The organism is Thalassobaculum fulvum, assembly GCF_014652915.1.
In the GTDB taxonomy this organism is placed as follows: Bacteria; Pseudomonadota; Alphaproteobacteria; order Thalassobaculales; family Thalassobaculaceae; genus Thalassobaculum_A; species Thalassobaculum_A fulvum.
In genome coordinates this window covers 251,084-265,852 of sequence record NZ_BMZS01000004.1, presented here as the reverse complement: position 1 = coordinate 265,852, position 14,769 = coordinate 251,084, and the positions used below count along the sequence as shown (strand labels likewise).

General features: G+C 70.0%; 16 protein-coding genes. 10 read left to right on the top strand and 6 right to left on the bottom strand.

Going from position 1 to position 14,769, the window contains the following annotated elements; all coding sequences use genetic code 11:
• Window positions 1–148 precede the first annotated feature (148 nt).
• Both IE246_RS10600 and IE246_RS10595 read right to left on the bottom strand, forming a co-directional pair.
• Window positions 149–1,330: an acetyl-CoA C-acyltransferase gene (locus IE246_RS10600; RefSeq protein ID WP_189989174.1), complete on the bottom strand. Its 1,182-nt coding sequence runs from the start codon at window positions 1,328–1,330 to the stop codon at window positions 149–151.
• A 34-nt stretch (window positions 1,331–1,364) separates the two neighbouring features.
• Window positions 1,365–3,464 (bottom strand): 3-hydroxyacyl-CoA dehydrogenase NAD-binding domain-containing protein, encoded by a 2,100-nt coding sequence (locus tag IE246_RS10595; protein ID WP_189989172.1) that lies wholly within the window; start codon window positions 3,462–3,464, stop codon window positions 1,365–1,367.
• A 186-nt stretch (window positions 3,465–3,650) separates the two neighbouring features.
• Here IE246_RS10595 and IE246_RS10590 point away from each other — a divergent pair, with 186 nt between their 5' ends.
• Both IE246_RS10590 and IE246_RS10585 read left to right on the top strand, forming a co-directional pair.
• The gene (locus IE246_RS10590) at window positions 3,651–4,013 is read left to right on the top strand and encodes a cation transporter dimerization domain-containing protein (RefSeq protein WP_189989170.1); all 363 of its coding nucleotides are present in this window, start codon (window positions 3,651–3,653) and stop codon (window positions 4,011–4,013) included.
• Between the two features lie 32 nt (window positions 4,014–4,045).
• Window positions 4,046–4,378, top strand: coding sequence for a hypothetical protein (locus tag IE246_RS10585; RefSeq protein ID WP_189989168.1), 333 nt, complete (start codon window positions 4,046–4,048; stop codon window positions 4,376–4,378).
• 98 nt (window positions 4,379–4,476) lie between these two features.
• Here IE246_RS10585 and IE246_RS10580 read toward each other — a convergent pair whose 3' ends face one another.
• Complete coding sequence (locus IE246_RS10580; RefSeq protein ID WP_189989166.1) at window positions 4,477–4,812, bottom strand: hypothetical protein; 336 nt, start codon at window positions 4,810–4,812, stop codon at window positions 4,477–4,479.
• A gap of 130 nt (window positions 4,813–4,942) precedes the next feature.
• A complete protein-coding gene (locus IE246_RS10575) occupies window positions 4,943–5,134 on the bottom strand; it encodes a hypothetical protein (RefSeq protein WP_189989164.1) in 192 nt (63 codons plus the stop codon).
• Window positions 5,135–5,451: 317 nt separating this feature from the next.
• Between IE246_RS10575 and IE246_RS10570 the strand changes: the two genes are divergently transcribed.
• The 4 genes from IE246_RS10570 to IE246_RS10555 are packed head-to-tail and all read left to right on the top strand — an operon-like array spanning window position 5,452 to window position 9,476.
• On the top strand, window positions 5,452–5,877 hold the full coding sequence (locus tag IE246_RS10570; protein WP_229836887.1) for a hypothetical protein: 426 nt from the start codon (window positions 5,452–5,454) through the stop codon (window positions 5,875–5,877).
• A gap of 5 nt (window positions 5,878–5,882) precedes the next feature.
• Window positions 5,883–6,989, top strand: coding sequence for a hypothetical protein (locus IE246_RS10565; protein ID WP_189989160.1), 1,107 nt, complete (start codon window positions 5,883–5,885; stop codon window positions 6,987–6,989).
• A complete protein-coding gene (locus IE246_RS10560) occupies window positions 6,986–8,578 on the top strand; it encodes an ATP-binding cassette domain-containing protein (protein ID WP_189989158.1) in 1,593 nt (530 codons plus the stop codon). Before IE246_RS10565 ends, IE246_RS10560 begins: the two co-directional genes overlap by 4 nt.
• Before the next feature lie 28 nt (window positions 8,579–8,606).
• The gene (locus tag IE246_RS10555; RefSeq protein ID WP_189989156.1) at window positions 8,607–9,476 is read left to right on the top strand and encodes a nuclear transport factor 2 family protein; all 870 of its coding nucleotides are present in this window, start codon (window positions 8,607–8,609) and stop codon (window positions 9,474–9,476) included.
• A gap of 41 nt (window positions 9,477–9,517) precedes the next feature.
• On the opposite strand, the gene IE246_RS10550 is transcribed toward IE246_RS10555, so the two are convergent.
• Window positions 9,518–9,940 (bottom strand): DUF6524 family protein, encoded by a 423-nt coding sequence (locus IE246_RS10550; RefSeq protein WP_189989154.1) that lies wholly within the window; start codon window positions 9,938–9,940, stop codon window positions 9,518–9,520.
• Window positions 9,941–10,018: 78 nt separating this feature from the next.
• The gene (locus IE246_RS10545) at window positions 10,019–11,092 is read right to left on the bottom strand and encodes a hypothetical protein (RefSeq protein ID WP_189989153.1); all 1,074 of its coding nucleotides are present in this window, start codon (window positions 11,090–11,092) and stop codon (window positions 10,019–10,021) included.
• Between the two features lie 211 nt (window positions 11,093–11,303).
• Between IE246_RS10545 and IE246_RS10540 the strand changes: the two genes are divergently transcribed.
• The 4 genes from IE246_RS10540 to IE246_RS10525 all read left to right on the top strand — a co-directional run bounded on the left by IE246_RS10540 (window position 11,304) and on the right by IE246_RS10525 (window position 14,684).
• Complete coding sequence (locus IE246_RS10540) at window positions 11,304–11,750, top strand: hypothetical protein (RefSeq protein ID WP_189989151.1); 447 nt, start codon at window positions 11,304–11,306, stop codon at window positions 11,748–11,750.
• A 133-nt stretch (window positions 11,751–11,883) separates the two neighbouring features.
• Window positions 11,884–12,336: a hypothetical protein gene (locus tag IE246_RS10535; protein WP_229836884.1), complete on the top strand. Its 453-nt coding sequence runs from the start codon at window positions 11,884–11,886 to the stop codon at window positions 12,334–12,336.
• A 384-nt stretch (window positions 12,337–12,720) separates the two neighbouring features.
• Window positions 12,721–13,983, top strand: coding sequence for a hypothetical protein (locus tag IE246_RS10530; RefSeq protein ID WP_189989147.1), 1,263 nt, complete (start codon window positions 12,721–12,723; stop codon window positions 13,981–13,983).
• Between the two features lie 143 nt (window positions 13,984–14,126).
• Window positions 14,127–14,684, top strand: coding sequence for a hypothetical protein (locus tag IE246_RS10525; protein WP_189989146.1), 558 nt, complete (start codon window positions 14,127–14,129; stop codon window positions 14,682–14,684).
• The last annotated feature ends 85 nt before the right edge of the window (window positions 14,685–14,769 follow it).

Genomic DNA, 14,769 nt, shown 5'->3' with positions numbered 1-14,769 from the left:
TCCCCGCTTGCTGGGTCCCGGATCGGGCCGTTCGCGGTCGCGATCGCCCCGTCCGGGATGAGGGGGTGTTGTTCCCCCGATCCTCATCCCGCCCCGGATCGAAGTCCGGGGGAGGCCGCGGAGAGCCGGGACCCATGCCGTCAGCCGCTCACACCACCTCGAACAGGCCGGCGACGCCCTGGCCGCCGCCGACGCACATGGTGGTAACCACGTACTTGGCACCCCGGCGCTTGCCCTCGATCAGGGCGTGCCCGACCATGCGGGCGCCACTCATGCCGTAGGGGTGGCCGATCGAGATCGAGCCGCCGTTGACGTTCAGGAGGTCGTTCGGGATGCCGAGCTTGTCGCGGCAGTACAGCACCTGCACCGCGAACGCCTCGTTCAGTTCCCACAGGCCGATGTCGTCCATCTTCAGGCCGTTGCGCTCAAGCAGGCGCGGCACCGCGAACACCGGGCCGATACCCATCTCGTCGGGCTCGCAGCCGGCGACCGCCAGGCCGCGATAGATGCCCATCGGCTCGATGCCGCGCTGCTCGGCCAGCTTGGAGTCCATGACCACGCAGGCCGAGGCGCCGTCGGAGAGCTGGCTGGCGTTGCCGGCGGTGATCCACTGGTCGGGCGCGCGCACCGGCTGCAGCGAGGCCAGGCCCTCCAGCGTGGTCGACGGCCGGTTGCCCTCGTCCTTGTCCAGGGTGACCGGCTTCTCGCTGACCGCGCCGGTCTCCTTGTCCTTGACCAGCATGACCGAGGGCAGGGGCACGATCTCGTCGTCGAAATAGCCGGCCTGCTGGGCGGCGGCGGTGCGCATCTGGCTCTGCAGCGCGTACTCGTCCTGGGCTTCGCGCGAGACGCCGTAGCGACCGGCCACCGTGTCGGCGGTCTCGATCATGCTCATCCAGATCTCGGGCTTGGTCTCGGCGAGCTTCGGTTCCATCCGGTAGGTGGTGTTGACGTTGGCCTGGGTCAGGCTGATCGACTCCACACCGCCGGCGACCATGGCCGGCACGCCGTCGATCAGGATGCGCTGGGCGGCCATGCTGATCGACTGCAGGCCGGACGAGCAGAACCGGTTGACCGTGGTGCCGGCAGTGGTGATCGGCAGGCCGGCGCGGACCGCGGCGATGCGGCCGATGTTGTGGCCGGTGGCGCCCTCCGGGAAGCCGCAGCCGAGGATCACGTCCTCGATCTCCGCCGGGTCGAGGCCCGAGCGCTTGACCGCATGCTCGATGGCGTGCCCGGCCATGGTGGCGCCGTGGGTGTTGTTGAAGGCGCCGCGGAAGGCCTTGCCGATCGGCGTGCGTGCCGTCGAGACGATCACCGCTTCACGCATTGATGTAACTCCTCGCCATAGAAGTTTGAAATAATTAAAGATCCTTGAAGCCCCTGTTCTCGGACGCCAGCTTCTCCAGCAGCAGTGCCGGGGCCATCCATTCGCCGTGCTCGTCGCGGAACCGGCGCATCGCCGCGGCGATCGTGCCGAGCCCGACGGTGTCGGCCCAGAACATCGGGCCGCCGCGGTGGCGCGGGAAGCCGTAGCCGTGGATCCACACCACGTCGACGTCGCCGGCGCGCAGGGCGATGCCCTCTTCGAGGATCTTCGCGCCCTCGTTCACCAGCGGGTACAGGCAGCGCTCCAGGATCTCCTGGTCCGAGATCGTCCGCCGCTCGATCCCGAGCTCGCGGGAGGTCTCGGCGATCAGCGCCTCGACCTCCGGGTCCGGCACCGGGGTGCGCCCCTGCTCGTAGCGGTACCAGCCCGCACCGGTCTTCTGGCCGAACCGACCGCGCTCGCACAGCCGGTCGGAGATCGTCCCGGAATAGCGTTGGTTGCTGGGATGGTCCGCCATCTTGGCCCTGCGGATCCGCCAACCGACGTCGTTGCCGGCAAGGTCGCTCATCGCGAACGGCCCCATCGGGAAGCCGAACTCGTAGATCACCCGGTCGACGTCCTGCGGCAGGGCACCTTCCTCGACCAGGAAGGCGGCCTCGCGCAGGTACTGGTGCAGCATGCGGTTGCCGACGAAGCCGTCGCACACGCCGACCAGCACCCCGACCTTGCCGAGCGTCTTGGACAGCCCCATGGTCGTGGCGATGGTCCCGGCCGAGGAATTCGCCCCCCGCACCACCTCGAGCAGCCGCATGACGTTGGCCGGGCTGAAGAAGTGGGTGCCGATGACGCTCTCGGGCCGGCCGGTGGCGCCGGCGATCTCGTCGACGTCCAGGGTCGAGGTGTTGGTCGCCAGGATCGCGTCCGGCCTGCAGACCCGGTCGAGGATGCCGAATACCTGCTTCTTGATCGGCATCTCCTCGAACACCGCCTCGACCACGAAGTCGACGCCGGCGACCGCCTCGAACTCGGTGGCGCCGGTGATCAGCGCCATGCGCCTGTCCATGACGTCCTGGGCGAGGCGGCCCTTGTCGACGGTCGCTTGGTAGTTCGCCCGGATCTTCGCCAGGCCGGCTTCCAGCGCCGCGGAGTCGTTCTCGACCACGGTGACCGGGATGCCGGCGTTGGCGAACACCATGGCGATGCCGCCGCCCATGGTGCCGCAGCCGATCACGCCGGCGGTCTCGACCGGGCGGGTCGGGGTGTCGTCGGGAACGTCCGGGATCTTGGCGACCTCGCGCTCGGCGAAGAACGCGTGGCGCATCGCCTTGGCCTCGGTCGCGTCGACCAGCCTGCGGAATTCCTCGCGCTCGAAGTGCCGGCCCTCGGCGAACGGCAGCCGGACTGCCGCCTCGATGCAGCGCACGCAGGCGTAGGGCGCGTTCATGCCGCGGGCGCGCTTGGCCATGCCCTTGCGGAACTCGTCGAACAGCCCCGGGTTCGAACGGGCGGCGGCCAAACCCTCGTCGCGCGCGCTTGAGCGCCGCGGCGGCGTGCCGGCATCCGCCAGCGCCCGGGCCTTGGCGACCGCCGCCTCGACCGGATCGCCGTGGGCGATCTCGTCGACGATCCCCAGCTTCAGCGCCTCGCGCTCGGAAACCAGCCGGCCGGAGACGATCAGCTCCAGCGCCGCCTCGACGCCGGCCACCCGGGGCAGCCGCTGGGTGCCGCCGGCACCCGGCAGGATGCCGAGCGTGACCTCGGGCAGGCCGAGCCGGGTCTTCGGCGCGGCGATCCGGTAGTGGCAGCCGAGCGCCAGCTCCAGGCCGCCGCCGGCGGCCACGCCGTGGATCGCGGCGACCACCGGCTTGCTGGACTCCTCCAGCCAGTCGATCAACTCCGGCAGGTTCGGGACGTCCGGCGGCGGGGCCTTGCCGAACTCGCGGATGTCGGCGCCGGCGCTGAACATCCGGCCGGCCCCGGCGATCACGATGCCGGTGACGGCGTCGTCCGACAGCAGCTCGTTGAACGCCGCCTCCAGCCCGGACCGGACCGCGGAGCCGAGCCCGTTGACCGGCGGATTGACGAGGGAAATCACCGCGACGGGGCCGCGACGCTCGATCTGCGTGGCGCTCATGCGTCCTCCCTGGACGAAGCTCGGGCGGTCTTCTTGGCGGACCGCGGACATACTCGATAGCAGGACTCCGAGCCGGGCGCCAATCGAGTTCGTTCCTCTAGCCGGAACTATGTTCCATTTTCTGCCAGGAGAACTGTCGCGCGTCGACCGAGGGCGGACGCGCACGGGGGCGGGTTGCCATTTCCTGTGAAAGCCCGGTGGCTGCCGATCGACCCCGGCCTGTCGGTCCGCGTGTCTCTCCTGGTGCTGCGCAGCGGCCGGTTGGTCGCCCGGGACTCGCTTCATATCCCGCTCGAGGGCGCGCCGGCGAGCCTGGACCCCGACGCAGTCCGGGCGGACCTCGTCGAGGCGGTCGAAGGGGTTGGCGACGCCCTCCACATTCATGCTTGGTCGATCAGCCTGGAAGGGCCCATGATTACCCTGAACGTCCGACTGACGGAAGGAGCGGACGCCACGCTGGTGGTCGCGGCGGTCAAGAGTCGGTTGCTTGAGCGGTTCGGGGTGGGGCACGCCACGGTCGAGGTCGATTTCGGTGCGACGGGGCGCTAACCTTGCAGGGCCGCAACGATAGGAGGACGGGTATGCGCGCATTGGCGATGATGGTCCTGGCGGTCGGGCTGCTGCTCGGTTCATCGCCGGCGTCTGCGGGAAGCACGATCACCGGCGCGCACGTTGTGCTGGCCCAGGCCCAGCAGCCGCCGGCCGAATGCGACTGCGGCCGTCGCCCGATCTCGTCGGTGGATCTCGCGGCCCGTCTCGTCTATGCGGCGCTCGGCGCCGGTGCCGGTTACCTCTACGCGACGATGCCGGTGACGACCACGGCGATCGCCGCGGCGTTCGCGGGCGGCGTGATCACGATGTGGGTCTACAGCTCGTACTACTTCAAACCGGCGGAACCGGGCGAGCTCAACTGACGCGGCGCGACGGCGACCGTTCCGGATCGACACGCCTCGCGGAATCGAAAAGGCCCGGCTGATGCCGGGCCTTTTGCGGACGAGCGAGCGCTTCGCCGTTACTGCTTGCCGTACCAGTCGTCGGCATACAGGCCGCCGGCCACCGCACCGAACACGGTGCCGCCGGTGCTGATCAACTGATCCGCGACTCCGGAGATGCCGCCGCGGCCGCCAGCCGCCAGGACCGGGAGGATGAGGCCATCGGTGACGATGGTCGCCACCACCGCGCCACCGATCACGCCAGCGGTGATCGCCAGGGCACGATAGGCATCGAAGCTGCTGGCAGCCGACGAGCCGGAGAAACCCGAGCTCTGTGCCTTGGCTGCTGCCGGGACAACTGCGAGAGCCGCCACGATCACCAGCGCGCGACTCAATGTAACGAGTGACTTCATCATCGTGGAATACTCCCCGTCGGCCAGATTTTTCCTGACCCGCCTACCTGCGGGACCGTAGACGAAGCATCGCCTATCGGCGCGTCGATGTCCACGACGTCTATGGCGCACTTGGCGGATACGTCAGCAGAACTCAGCGGCTGCCCAGCCAGTGCCCGAACACCCCGCCGGCGACACCGACGGCGATCAGGGACGTGGTCTGGAACACGCCCTGCGCGCTCAACGGGGTGAGCGCCGACATCCCCAGCCAGTACCCGCCGAGAATGCCGGACAGCGCCGGGCCGAGCGCCGGGGCGAGCAGGGCGCCGCCGGTCCAGGCATTCACGCCGATGACCGCTATGGTGGTGCCGGCCGTGGCCCCGATCCATGGACGGTAGGTAGTCGGCGTCTCGGGCGAGGTCAGGCTCTGTACGACCGGCGGTGGAATATCTGTCTGCGCCGCCGCCAGGCCGGGCGCAGATACGATCAACAGTCCGATGAGCAAACAGAGAACGCGCTGCACCGCTCCACCCTCGCTGACGTGATCCCCGAATAAACTATACCATGGCCGCTCGCGCGGCCAAATCCGGATGCGGCCGCTCCGTGGCTGCGGCCGTTGGCCGCTGCCGGGCAGGGAGGCGGACGGGAGGCGGCCGCTCGACGATGACCGGGAACGAAGGTTCGGTGCTCGCACGGATGCGCGGCTTCGCCGGCCGTACGGAACTGTACCGCGACCGGATCCGCATGGTCCGCGACGGCGTCGCCGCGGCGATGGCGGAGGTGCTCGGCACGTTCCGCGCCGAGGCCGAGACCGTCGTGCGGCTCGAACAACTCAGCGCATTCGAGATATACCGGCCTATGTTCTTGCCCCCGTTGCTGGTTCTGCACTATGCCGGCAGTCGGCCGCTGACCGGCCACTACTGGCGCGACGCCTTCGCGGAGAATGTCCACATGTGCGGATTTTTCGACCAGCGCGACGTCGAGCACTTCGCCGAGGTGCTGGAACGGGAGATGCGGTCGGCCCCCGGTCGCCCGGATCCCGCGGCTCCGCCGGCCCCCGGGGCCCCGAACGATACCGGCGCGGAGTAGCCGCCGTGCGCAGGGGAACGCCCTTCACCTATGCCCTGGCGGTCGCGGTGCTCGCGATCTCGGGCTTGCTCGGGATCTGGGGGTTCCGGGGCTCGCCGTTCCTGGACACCGCCGATGCCCGGGTGTTCGAACGGCCCGACTGGACTGTCGGAATCGACACTCCCGGCAGCTACCCGGCCTATCGGCTGTCGGCGGACGGGACCGCGGTGCCGGTCGGTCGGGTGGTCCTGCTGGACGACCGGCGGGTCGAGATGCGGCTGTTCCCGGACGTGGAAGCGGTATCCTACGACGACTCCCGGGTGGTCCTGCTGGAGACCGACGTCAAGGCGCTGTGGGCGCTGGTGCCGGCGGCCTCGAAGGACGAGATCGCCCGGGTCGGCGAGCGTCTGGTCAGCCTCATGCGCGACCGGTTCGTCGCGATGGTCGCGCAGCCGGCCTTCGTGACAGACTATCGCGAGCCGCTGCAGCGCATCATCGAGGACGCCTACGTGAGCATGTGGCGCGACCCCAAGATGCAGCTGATCAACCGCACCGTCAGCGACATGTTCAACCAGGCCGACGGCGAACGCCTGGCGGCGGCGGTGCTGCCGATCGCCCTGCCGAAGCTGCGCTCGGCGGTGTTCGAGATGGTGCTGCCGAGCTGGGAGGCGATGCACGACCTGGTGGTCGAGGGCAAGCTCGACACCCGGCCGCTCGAACGGGCGGCGGCCGAGATCATGATCGATCCGAAGGTGCAGCGGCTGATGATGCGGCACCTGTTCGACATCGCCGAGGACGAGCGGTCGTGGCGGGTCGGGGCGCTGATGGTGGATGCGTTCTTCGACACGCTGACGGCCGACCCGCGGCTCGAGCCGCTGGTCGAGCGGATGCTGCGCGATCCCCGCTTCTCGCGTGAACTGCGTACCCTCGAGACCGAGCTGTCGGCGATGTCGATGCAGGTGTTCTCGCGGATCGTCGAGCGCGGCAACGGCCATCCCGACACCCTGGCGGTCCGGGTCATCCGCTATATCCTGCTGAACCGGCGACGCCTGGTCGCGCTGGTCGTCAAGGACGGCTCTCCCGCCGCCCGGGAGCTGTCGCGCTACGAACCCCTGGTCGAGAGCCGCTCATGAGCCAATCCAAGGCGGGACGCCCGCCGGCCGGCACGCCGGTCGTCGCGGTCGAGAAGCTGACCATTGCTCAGCCGCACGGGCGGGTGCTCCTGCACCAGGCCGATTTCGCGCTGGCGGCCGGGGAGGTGGTGATCCTGGCCGGCCCCAGCGGGTCGGGCAAGTCGACGCTGGTCAACCTGCTGTCGGGGGCGATCTCCGCGGCCGACGAGGGGTGGCGGATCGCCGGCCACGTCACCTACGGCGGTTCCCGGGTCGACCTGGCGAGCGAACGGGTGACGCTCGGCGGCGTGGTGTTCCAGAACTTCGCCCTGTTCGACGAACTGACCGTCGGCCAGAACTTGGCGATCGCCGCCGAACACAACGAGCTGGTCGGGCCGGCGCTGGTGTCGGCGATCGACGGGCTGCTGAAGGACGTCGACCGTTCGGTGCCGGTGAATTCCTGCAGCGGCGGCCAGCAGCAGCGGGTGGCGATCGCGCGGACCCTGCTCGGCAACCACCCGGTGCTGTTCCTGGACGAGCCGAACTCGGGCCTCGACGTATCGGCATCGAAGCGGCTGGCCGGGCTGATCCGGTCGCTCAGCCGCGATGTCGGCGTGCCGGTGGTGATCATCGCCCACCATTACCGTCACCTGATCGACGTCGCCGACCGGGTCCTGATGCTCGATCCGCGCAGCCACGCCCTGGTCGAACTGCCGGCCGACGCCCATCGCCTCGAGCAGGAGCTGGAAGCGATCGAGGCGGCCCACGGCGAGCCGGTCGCGGAGGCCGATCGGCCGGTCGCCCCGGACCGGGTGACGGCGAAGGTCGCGGTGTCCGCCGGCCCGATGCGGGCCTCGGCCGCCTGGCGCCTGGACTGGACGATGCGCTTCCTGGCCGGCTACCTGTGGGAACTGTGCTTCTCGCCGTCGGCCCTGCTGTTCGTCGGGCTCGGCAGCGTCATCGTCGGGTTCGTCACCACCTGGTTCATCTTCCAGTACCTGCCGTTCCGCGACCTGCTGCTGCCGATCATCCATTCCGATGCGCTGGCCGGTGTCGCGTTCGCCGAGCTGCGGGTGCTGGCGCCGCTGACCACGGCGGTGCTGATCGGGACCCGCAACGCCGCACTGATCGGCGCCGACATCGGCCACAAGGTCTACTCCGACCAGATCAAGGCGATGCGGAACCTGAACGTTCCGCACGACGTCTACCTGACCGGCACCATCCTGGTCGCCTCGGCGGTCGCCTCGATCGTCCTGGTCCTGATGTCGGAGTGCCTGACCGGCTGGGTGGCGATGGCGACCTGGGCGTACATCTTCCCGGACGATTCCACCTACATGTGGCGCGACCAGTACTTCCAGCGCCTGTGGCCACCGGGGCAACTGCTGATGGACGGGACCGACTGGATCGCGGCCAAGGCAGTCCCCTCGATCGTCGGCGCCGCCGGGATCGCCCTGTATTTCGGCTATCGGGCCAAGTCGACGGTGGTCGACATCAACCAGTCGATCGCCCAGGCGCTGATCTGGGGGCTATCCTATATCCTGATCTGGCAGTCGGTTCTGACGCTGATCGAGTTCAAGTACGTGTCGGCACGGCTGGAAACCACGTTCTGAGGCGACGGCCCGGGGGCGGGAGGAACGCATGGCGAGCTTTCGGGACCAGATCCTTGCCTACGCCGGGACCGGCGGCTACGTGAGCCGGGCCCAGGAGCGGGCTCTGCTGCGGATCGGCACCGCCGGCTACGGTCTCGACTACGAGCGGGCCCGCGGCGCCGTCTTCGATGCGGCGGCGGCCGACAGCCTCGTGCTCGAGAGCGCGGTTGAGGACTCGGTCGCCGACTACCTGCAGTCGCGGGTCGACCGGTCCGGACGGGTATCGCGTGCCGCGTTCCTGTCGGCCGCCGAGCTGTTCCGGTCGCGGGCGCGTGGCCGGGTCGGGGCCGGCCAGGCCGAAAGCCGGGTCAAGGACCTGATGCTCCGGCGGGGCCTTTCGGCCCGGCCGTCGGGGCTGCTGCTGCGCAGCCGGCGATGGTTCAACCGGATTCCGCTGCCCGGTCCCGAGACGGTCGCGGAGCCGGCCGTCCCGCTGCCGGCCGGCGGCCAGATCCAGGCGCCGGTCCAGGCCACGCTCGCGGCCTGGGCGGCGGCGTTCAATGCCGGCGACGTGGCCGGCGTGCTGGCGCTCTACGCGCCGAACGGGCTGCTGCTGGCGACGGCCACCCCGGAGCCGCGACGCGGCCGTGCGGCGATGCGGAGCTACTTCGAGAACCTGATGATCGCCCAGTCGGCCAGCGTGCAGTTCGGCTCGACCCTGTCGGTCGAAGGCACCGACCCGGCGGTCGCCAGCGGGCTGTACGAGTTCCGCTATACCGACCCGTCGCGGGGCCCGGTCACGACCCCGGCCCGGTTCACCTACGTGGTGACGCGCGACGGCGCCGGGACGGTCGGGGCGATCCTCCAGCACCATTCCTCGGCAATCCCGTTCGGCGGCGCCGGCGGCTGTCCGGTCTAGGCTGCCGCCGGGGCAGCCGACGGCCGGCGTCCCGCTGGCGGTCAGGTCTCCTCGACCTGCTTCACGCCGCCCAGGCGGTAGTGCAGGAACGAGAAGCAGACGCCGAAGGTGAGAATCGCCACGGCGGTCAGCTGGATGGCGGTGACCAGATCCTCGAAGGTCCGGATCTCGATCCAGTCGGCCTCCACCAGATACCAGGCGAACGCCGCGAACATGACGGAGATCAGCGGCACGCCGGCCTTCTGCAGCGACCGGCGCGTGATGTCGCCGATCGTGTAGAAACCGAAGCCGAGCGCCCCGGCGACGGCGATCTGCAGGACGTGCTCGGACGGCGGTTGCAGCTGGTCCGACGTAACCCAGTGATAGTAGGAGTAGCCGCTGACGTTGTAGGCGCCGAACACGAAGAACACGCACAGCAGAACGCGTGCGATCACGCCGCCGAAATCCAGGGTATGATTGCCCATGGCCGCCCTCCGGCCCAGCCCACCGTCATCGTGCTCCGCATCCCGGGCCCTTCTGCGGACCCGGCCGGCTGACCGAGCCTAGCCTCGTGGCCGCGGGGCCGCAACCGGCTGCGGTGCCGCGCACGCTGTCGGGTCGGTCAGCGCGGCGCAGACGGCGGACTCGGCCCGGGCGCGCAGGATCCTGGAAGTCCTGGCGTGGGTGTCGCGGACCAGGGACCGCAGTGTGGCCTCGAAATCGGGCCGGGTCAGGGCGCTGTCGAGCCGGTTGGCGGCGTAATCGGCGCCCCAGATGCCGGCCGAGATCGTCGCCAGTGTTGCGGCCGCCGCCAGGAGCCCGTTGGTGCCGGCGACCGGCGATGCCACGACGCCGCCGATCACCGGGGCCAGCAGGAGCCGGGTCGTGACGCTGACCGCCCTGGTCGCGAGCGGACGGAGCGACCGGACCAGGACCCTGTCCGTGGTGCCGCCGGCGCCGTCCTCGACGCCCGACAGGGCGTGCCGGACGGCGGCGGCCGGCAGATCCCGGCCGGCGGCCGACGCCGCCAGCAGCGGCCCCCCGTAGCGGTCCAACGCCGGTGCCGGGTCGGCGCCGAGGCGGCGTGCCAGCGTTCGGATGCGGACGCGGCGCTCGGCGGCGAGCCTGGCGTCGAGCGCCGCGAGGCGTGCCATGGTTCGATCCCATGCCTGGACGATCCGCATCTCCGTGCCTTCCGCGTGGGCGACGGTCCCGTCGAAGCGCTCCTGGACGACCTCGGCCAGCCGGTCGTAGACGGCGCCGGGATCGGGAAACCGGCCGGCGGAGATCTCCTGCTGCGCCTCGATCGCACCGACTGCCGCGAGATCCCAGGCGGTCAGCAGGCTGGAGAACCAGCCGTAGACCCAGTCGGCATAGGCGCCGACCCGCCGGTCCATCGCCTCGAAGGTCGGGGCGATCGCGCCGTCGATCAGCCGCGGAGCGGCCCGTGCTATGATCCGCGCGTCGTCGTTCGACCAGGCCGCGGCGCGGTCGTCGAGGGTGTCGGCGAGCGCCGTGGCCCCGACCATCGTGCCGACGAGGGCGAGGATCGGCGCCAGCCATCGCGCCGCGGCACGGCGCTGCCGGGGTGCACGGGGAACGGAACCGACCCGGGCTACCGGCGAATGTGACAGCATCGGATCTCCCGCGAGCTGGTATGGGATGGTCCTGCAGGCGGCGCCGGCCGTCGGCCTCTCGCGAGAAGGCCATTTGCCGCACCGCGAAATAAAGACAGTGGCGTACCGATAACGCGACTGTCATCATAATGATATAATGCTATCGAAAGGTTGCGGTACGCCGGCCTGGCGACAGCGGCTCGAAACGAGAAGCGGTACAGAGGAGAGGCAGATGCACGTTTGGCGAATCGCCGTACTCGTGGTCGGAGCGCTGTGGTTCACGGCGGTCGGGGCCCAGGCGCAGACCCAGTCCGGCGGCGCGGCGACCGAGTCCGCGCCGGCGGCGGCAGCCCCTTCCACGGATGGCGGCCAGCGCGTACTGACGCCGGAGCAGATCGAGGAATTGCAAGCCATGGTAGGGCGGATGCAGTCGGCCATGAAGGACATGGTCGCCTCGGCTCGGAGCACCGCCGGCCGGCTCGCCGGCGGCGGACAGACGGTCGTCGTCAGCACGACCGAGATCGCGGCGATCGCGCTCGGTGCGGCCGGCGGGGCGATCCTCATCGATCTGCTCGGCGGTGGCGGTATCGCAACCGTTGCAGGGGCCGTGGTCGGCGGCGTCGCGGCGCACTGGATCATGACCGCGGTCCCGCCGTTTCAGCCGGCCGGCGAGAGCTGAAGGTCGAAACGGTTCCGACGTCGTTCCGACGTTTGAAACGCGTCGTCGTCGGTAATAGCTTGAAAAATCAGGCCTGATGCGGTTCTTAGGCCGTTCAGGCCTGACAGTTGAGCAAGGGGCGGGCGACATCACGATGGACCAGACGATGCCGCAGGGTACGGACGGGCGACGCCGCTTCGCCGACATGGTCCGCATCGAGGCGATGAACGGCGGCTTCATCCGGGCCGACGAAGAGCGGCGGCTGCTTCAGGACGGCATGGCGCGATACAACCTGTCGCTCGAGGAGGCGCGGGGCGTTCTCCTGTCGACGGTCAACGACCAGGGGTTTTCGCTGCAACGCACCACGGAGGCGGAGATCCGCGACCTGATCCTGGTGCAGTCGGCCCGCAACCGCGGCCGCCGCCTGTCGCGGGGCGAGTTCGATCAGGCGGTCGACATGTACCGCGCCAAGACGAAAGGGCGGGTGACCCAGGAGGAGGCACGTCTCCGGGTCAAGGCGATCATGGAGGAGAACGACATTCGGCCGAAGCGGGCCGGGTGGGTGATCCGATCGCGCCGCTGGTTCAATTCGATCAAGGCGAGCTGACGGGACACTGGCGGCCCGGACTCGGGCCGGCCGAGGGGGATTGCTAAAATGGCGAACCGACCGCTACCGAACGTGGATCCTGATGCGCTCTCGAAGCTGGCGAGCCAGTATCCGGGAAGCGGTCAGACGCGAACCGAGCCGAAGCTTGGCGGTTCCGGGTCGGGTGGCTCGGGCGGCTCAGGTGGCTCGGGCTCGGGTGGCGACGGCGGCTCGGGTGAGAATGGCGGCCCGGGCGACAAGAGCGCTGCCGACAAGGCCGCTGCCGACAAGAGCACTGCTGACAAGGGGGCCTCGGACAAGGGGGCCTCGGACAGGAGCGCTGCCGGCAGGGATACCGGCAAGGGCGCAACGGGCTCGACCGCGACGCCGTCCGGCGAGCGCCCGGTGGCGAGCAGCGAGCCGGCGAAGGCTCCGGCGGGGGCGGCCGGGGGCCGGGGATCAGGGGCCTGGGCCTTCGTGTTCGCGGTGATCGCCGTCGGCGGTGCGCTCGGCGCGCTGGCGGCTCCGAGCCTGCGCGACGAGGCGCGGACGGCGCTGCATCGCTACGTGCCGCAGATGAGCCCGAAGTGGGTCGACTTCATCACCGGTCAGGATACCGGGCGCCTCGAGATCACCTATGACGGACTCGACCAGCGGATCGCGCAGCTGACCGCGGCGCTCGAGCGGATCACCGGTACCCCGGGCCTCGACGCCGGTGCCGCGCGCGAACTGCTGCTGAAGACCGAGCAGAACCAGCGGCTGGGCGCGGCCGAGCAGGCGGTGTCCGCACAGGCGACCGTGGTCGAGACGGTATCGAACCGGATCGACGCGCTCGAGCAGCGCATCGCCGCGCTCGACGAGGTCCAGCAGACGCTGGAGGGGCTGGCCGCGCGGGCCGACGCGGCAGAGCAGTCGATCGCCGGCCTGCGCGAGGCCGTCGAGGCGCTCGAGCCCCGGCTCTCGGCGCTGGCCGACGACGGCGAGCGGACTGCCGGCGCGGTCGGCGAGTTGTCCAAGCGGGTCGATGCCGCGGTCGCCGAGATCGGCGAGCGGATCGCCGGGCTGTCGGGCGAGGTGGCCAAGGCCAATGCCGGCCTCGGGCCGGTGGCGGAGATGGCCAATCAGGTCGCGGCGCAGCGGAAGGCCATCGAGCTGCCGCTGATCGGCATGACCCAGCTGCGGCTCGCCCTCGACCGGGATACCCCGTACAAGGCGGAACTGACGCTGGCCGAGCGGCTGGTCGGCAACGACCCGGAGGCGATGGCGGCGCTGACGGACCTCGGGGCCTATGCCGGGACCGGCGTGACCACGCTGGGCGGGCTCCGGCGCGACTTCGCCTTCGTGGCGACCCAGATGGGCGGTTCCCTGACCCGTATCCAGAGCTGGACGCAGCGCCTCAGTTCGTGGCTGGAAGTGTTGGTCGGGACCCGCAGCCTGCCCGAGGCCGACCCGATCGGGGAGGTCACCGCGGCGGTGGCGTCGATCGATGCCGCGCTGGAGGCCGGGCAGCTCGATCTGGCGATCAGCGAGGCGGTCGCCCTGAACGGCCGTCGCAGCGACGTGCTGTTGGAAGGTTGGATCGTCGAGGCGCGTAAGCGGTTCGCCACCGAGCAGGCGTTCGACACGTTGGCCGAGCGGATCTACGCGCGGATCGGGACTGCCGGGTAGCCGTGGTCATCGGTCGTCGTGTCCGGCCGTGACCGGCACCCGCGACCCGGCAACACACGATCGAGGGCGTCGTGGACGGCGAGTTCGGGAGACTGCTCGGTTGGGTCGCGGAATTGGGGCTACGGGGGCTCGTCGGATGCCTGTTGCTCAGCTTGCCGGTGATGGCGTTCGCAGGGCTCGGTTGGTTCCACCGCCTGCCGCATCTGCGGTCGTACTGGCGGGTGCCGATCATCACCTGGCCGGCCATGAGTGCGGGCGTGGCCCTGGCGTGGTGCATCCTGTACGCCGATCCCTTCGGCCCCAGCTTCCGGATCTCGGCGGTGTTCGAGGTCGGCGGCCCGTGGGACATCCCGTGGACGACCTTCCTGACGAACCGCGCCGATCCGGCGCTGTACGGCTACGAGAAGCTCCTGCCGGTGCTGCGGACGCCCGACATCGACCCGAGCCTCGCCCTCGCCTTGCTCAGCATCGGGGTGCTACTGGTGATCGCGGTCGTCGCCGCGCTGGTCTATCTGCGCGACATGGACCTGGCGGCCGGTTTGCTGGGCATTCCGTTCCTGGTGCTGTTTTCGCAGGCGGTCACGATCTATGTGACGGCCCTGTTCGCCTACACCCTGAATACCCTGAACTTCTGGGCGGCGCTGGTCGCGCTGGCCGTCCTTCAGTACTACAGGCACCTGGCGACCCATGGGGGCCGCTAGGGTCGAGCCGCGCCGCAGGCGCGTCTTGACTCGAACGGTCGGGGCACCATGATCGACTTGAACCCTTCCGGAACAGCCACAATCG

Coding starts and splice junctions, on each gene's coding strand:
- IE246_RS10600 (WP_189989174.1), bottom strand. CDS start 1,330: ATGCGTGAAGCGGTGATCGTCTCGACGGCACGCACGCCGATCGGCAAG.
- IE246_RS10550 (WP_189989154.1), bottom strand. CDS start 9,940: ATGGGCAATCATACCCTGGATTTCGGCGGCGTGATCGCACGCGTTCTG.
- IE246_RS10545 (WP_189989153.1), bottom strand. CDS start 11,092: ATGCTGTCACATTCGCCGGTAGCCCGGGTCGGTTCCGTTCCCCGTGCA.
- IE246_RS10555 (WP_189989156.1), top strand. CDS start 8,607: ATGGCGAGCTTTCGGGACCAGATCCTTGCCTACGCCGGGACCGGCGGC.
- IE246_RS10560 (WP_189989158.1), top strand. CDS start 6,986: ATGAGCCAATCCAAGGCGGGACGCCCGCCGGCCGGCACGCCGGTCGTC.
- IE246_RS10595 (WP_189989172.1), bottom strand. CDS start 3,464: ATGAGCGCCACGCAGATCGAGCGTCGCGGCCCCGTCGCGGTGATTTCC.
- IE246_RS10585 (WP_189989168.1), top strand. CDS start 4,046: ATGCGCGCATTGGCGATGATGGTCCTGGCGGTCGGGCTGCTGCTCGGT.
- IE246_RS10570 (WP_229836887.1), top strand. CDS start 5,452: ATGACCGGGAACGAAGGTTCGGTGCTCGCACGGATGCGCGGCTTCGCC.
- IE246_RS10535 (WP_229836884.1), top strand. CDS start 11,884: ATGGACCAGACGATGCCGCAGGGTACGGACGGGCGACGCCGCTTCGCC.
- IE246_RS10540 (WP_189989151.1), top strand. CDS start 11,304: ATGCACGTTTGGCGAATCGCCGTACTCGTGGTCGGAGCGCTGTGGTTC.
- IE246_RS10580 (WP_189989166.1), bottom strand. CDS start 4,812: ATGATGAAGTCACTCGTTACATTGAGTCGCGCGCTGGTGATCGTGGCG.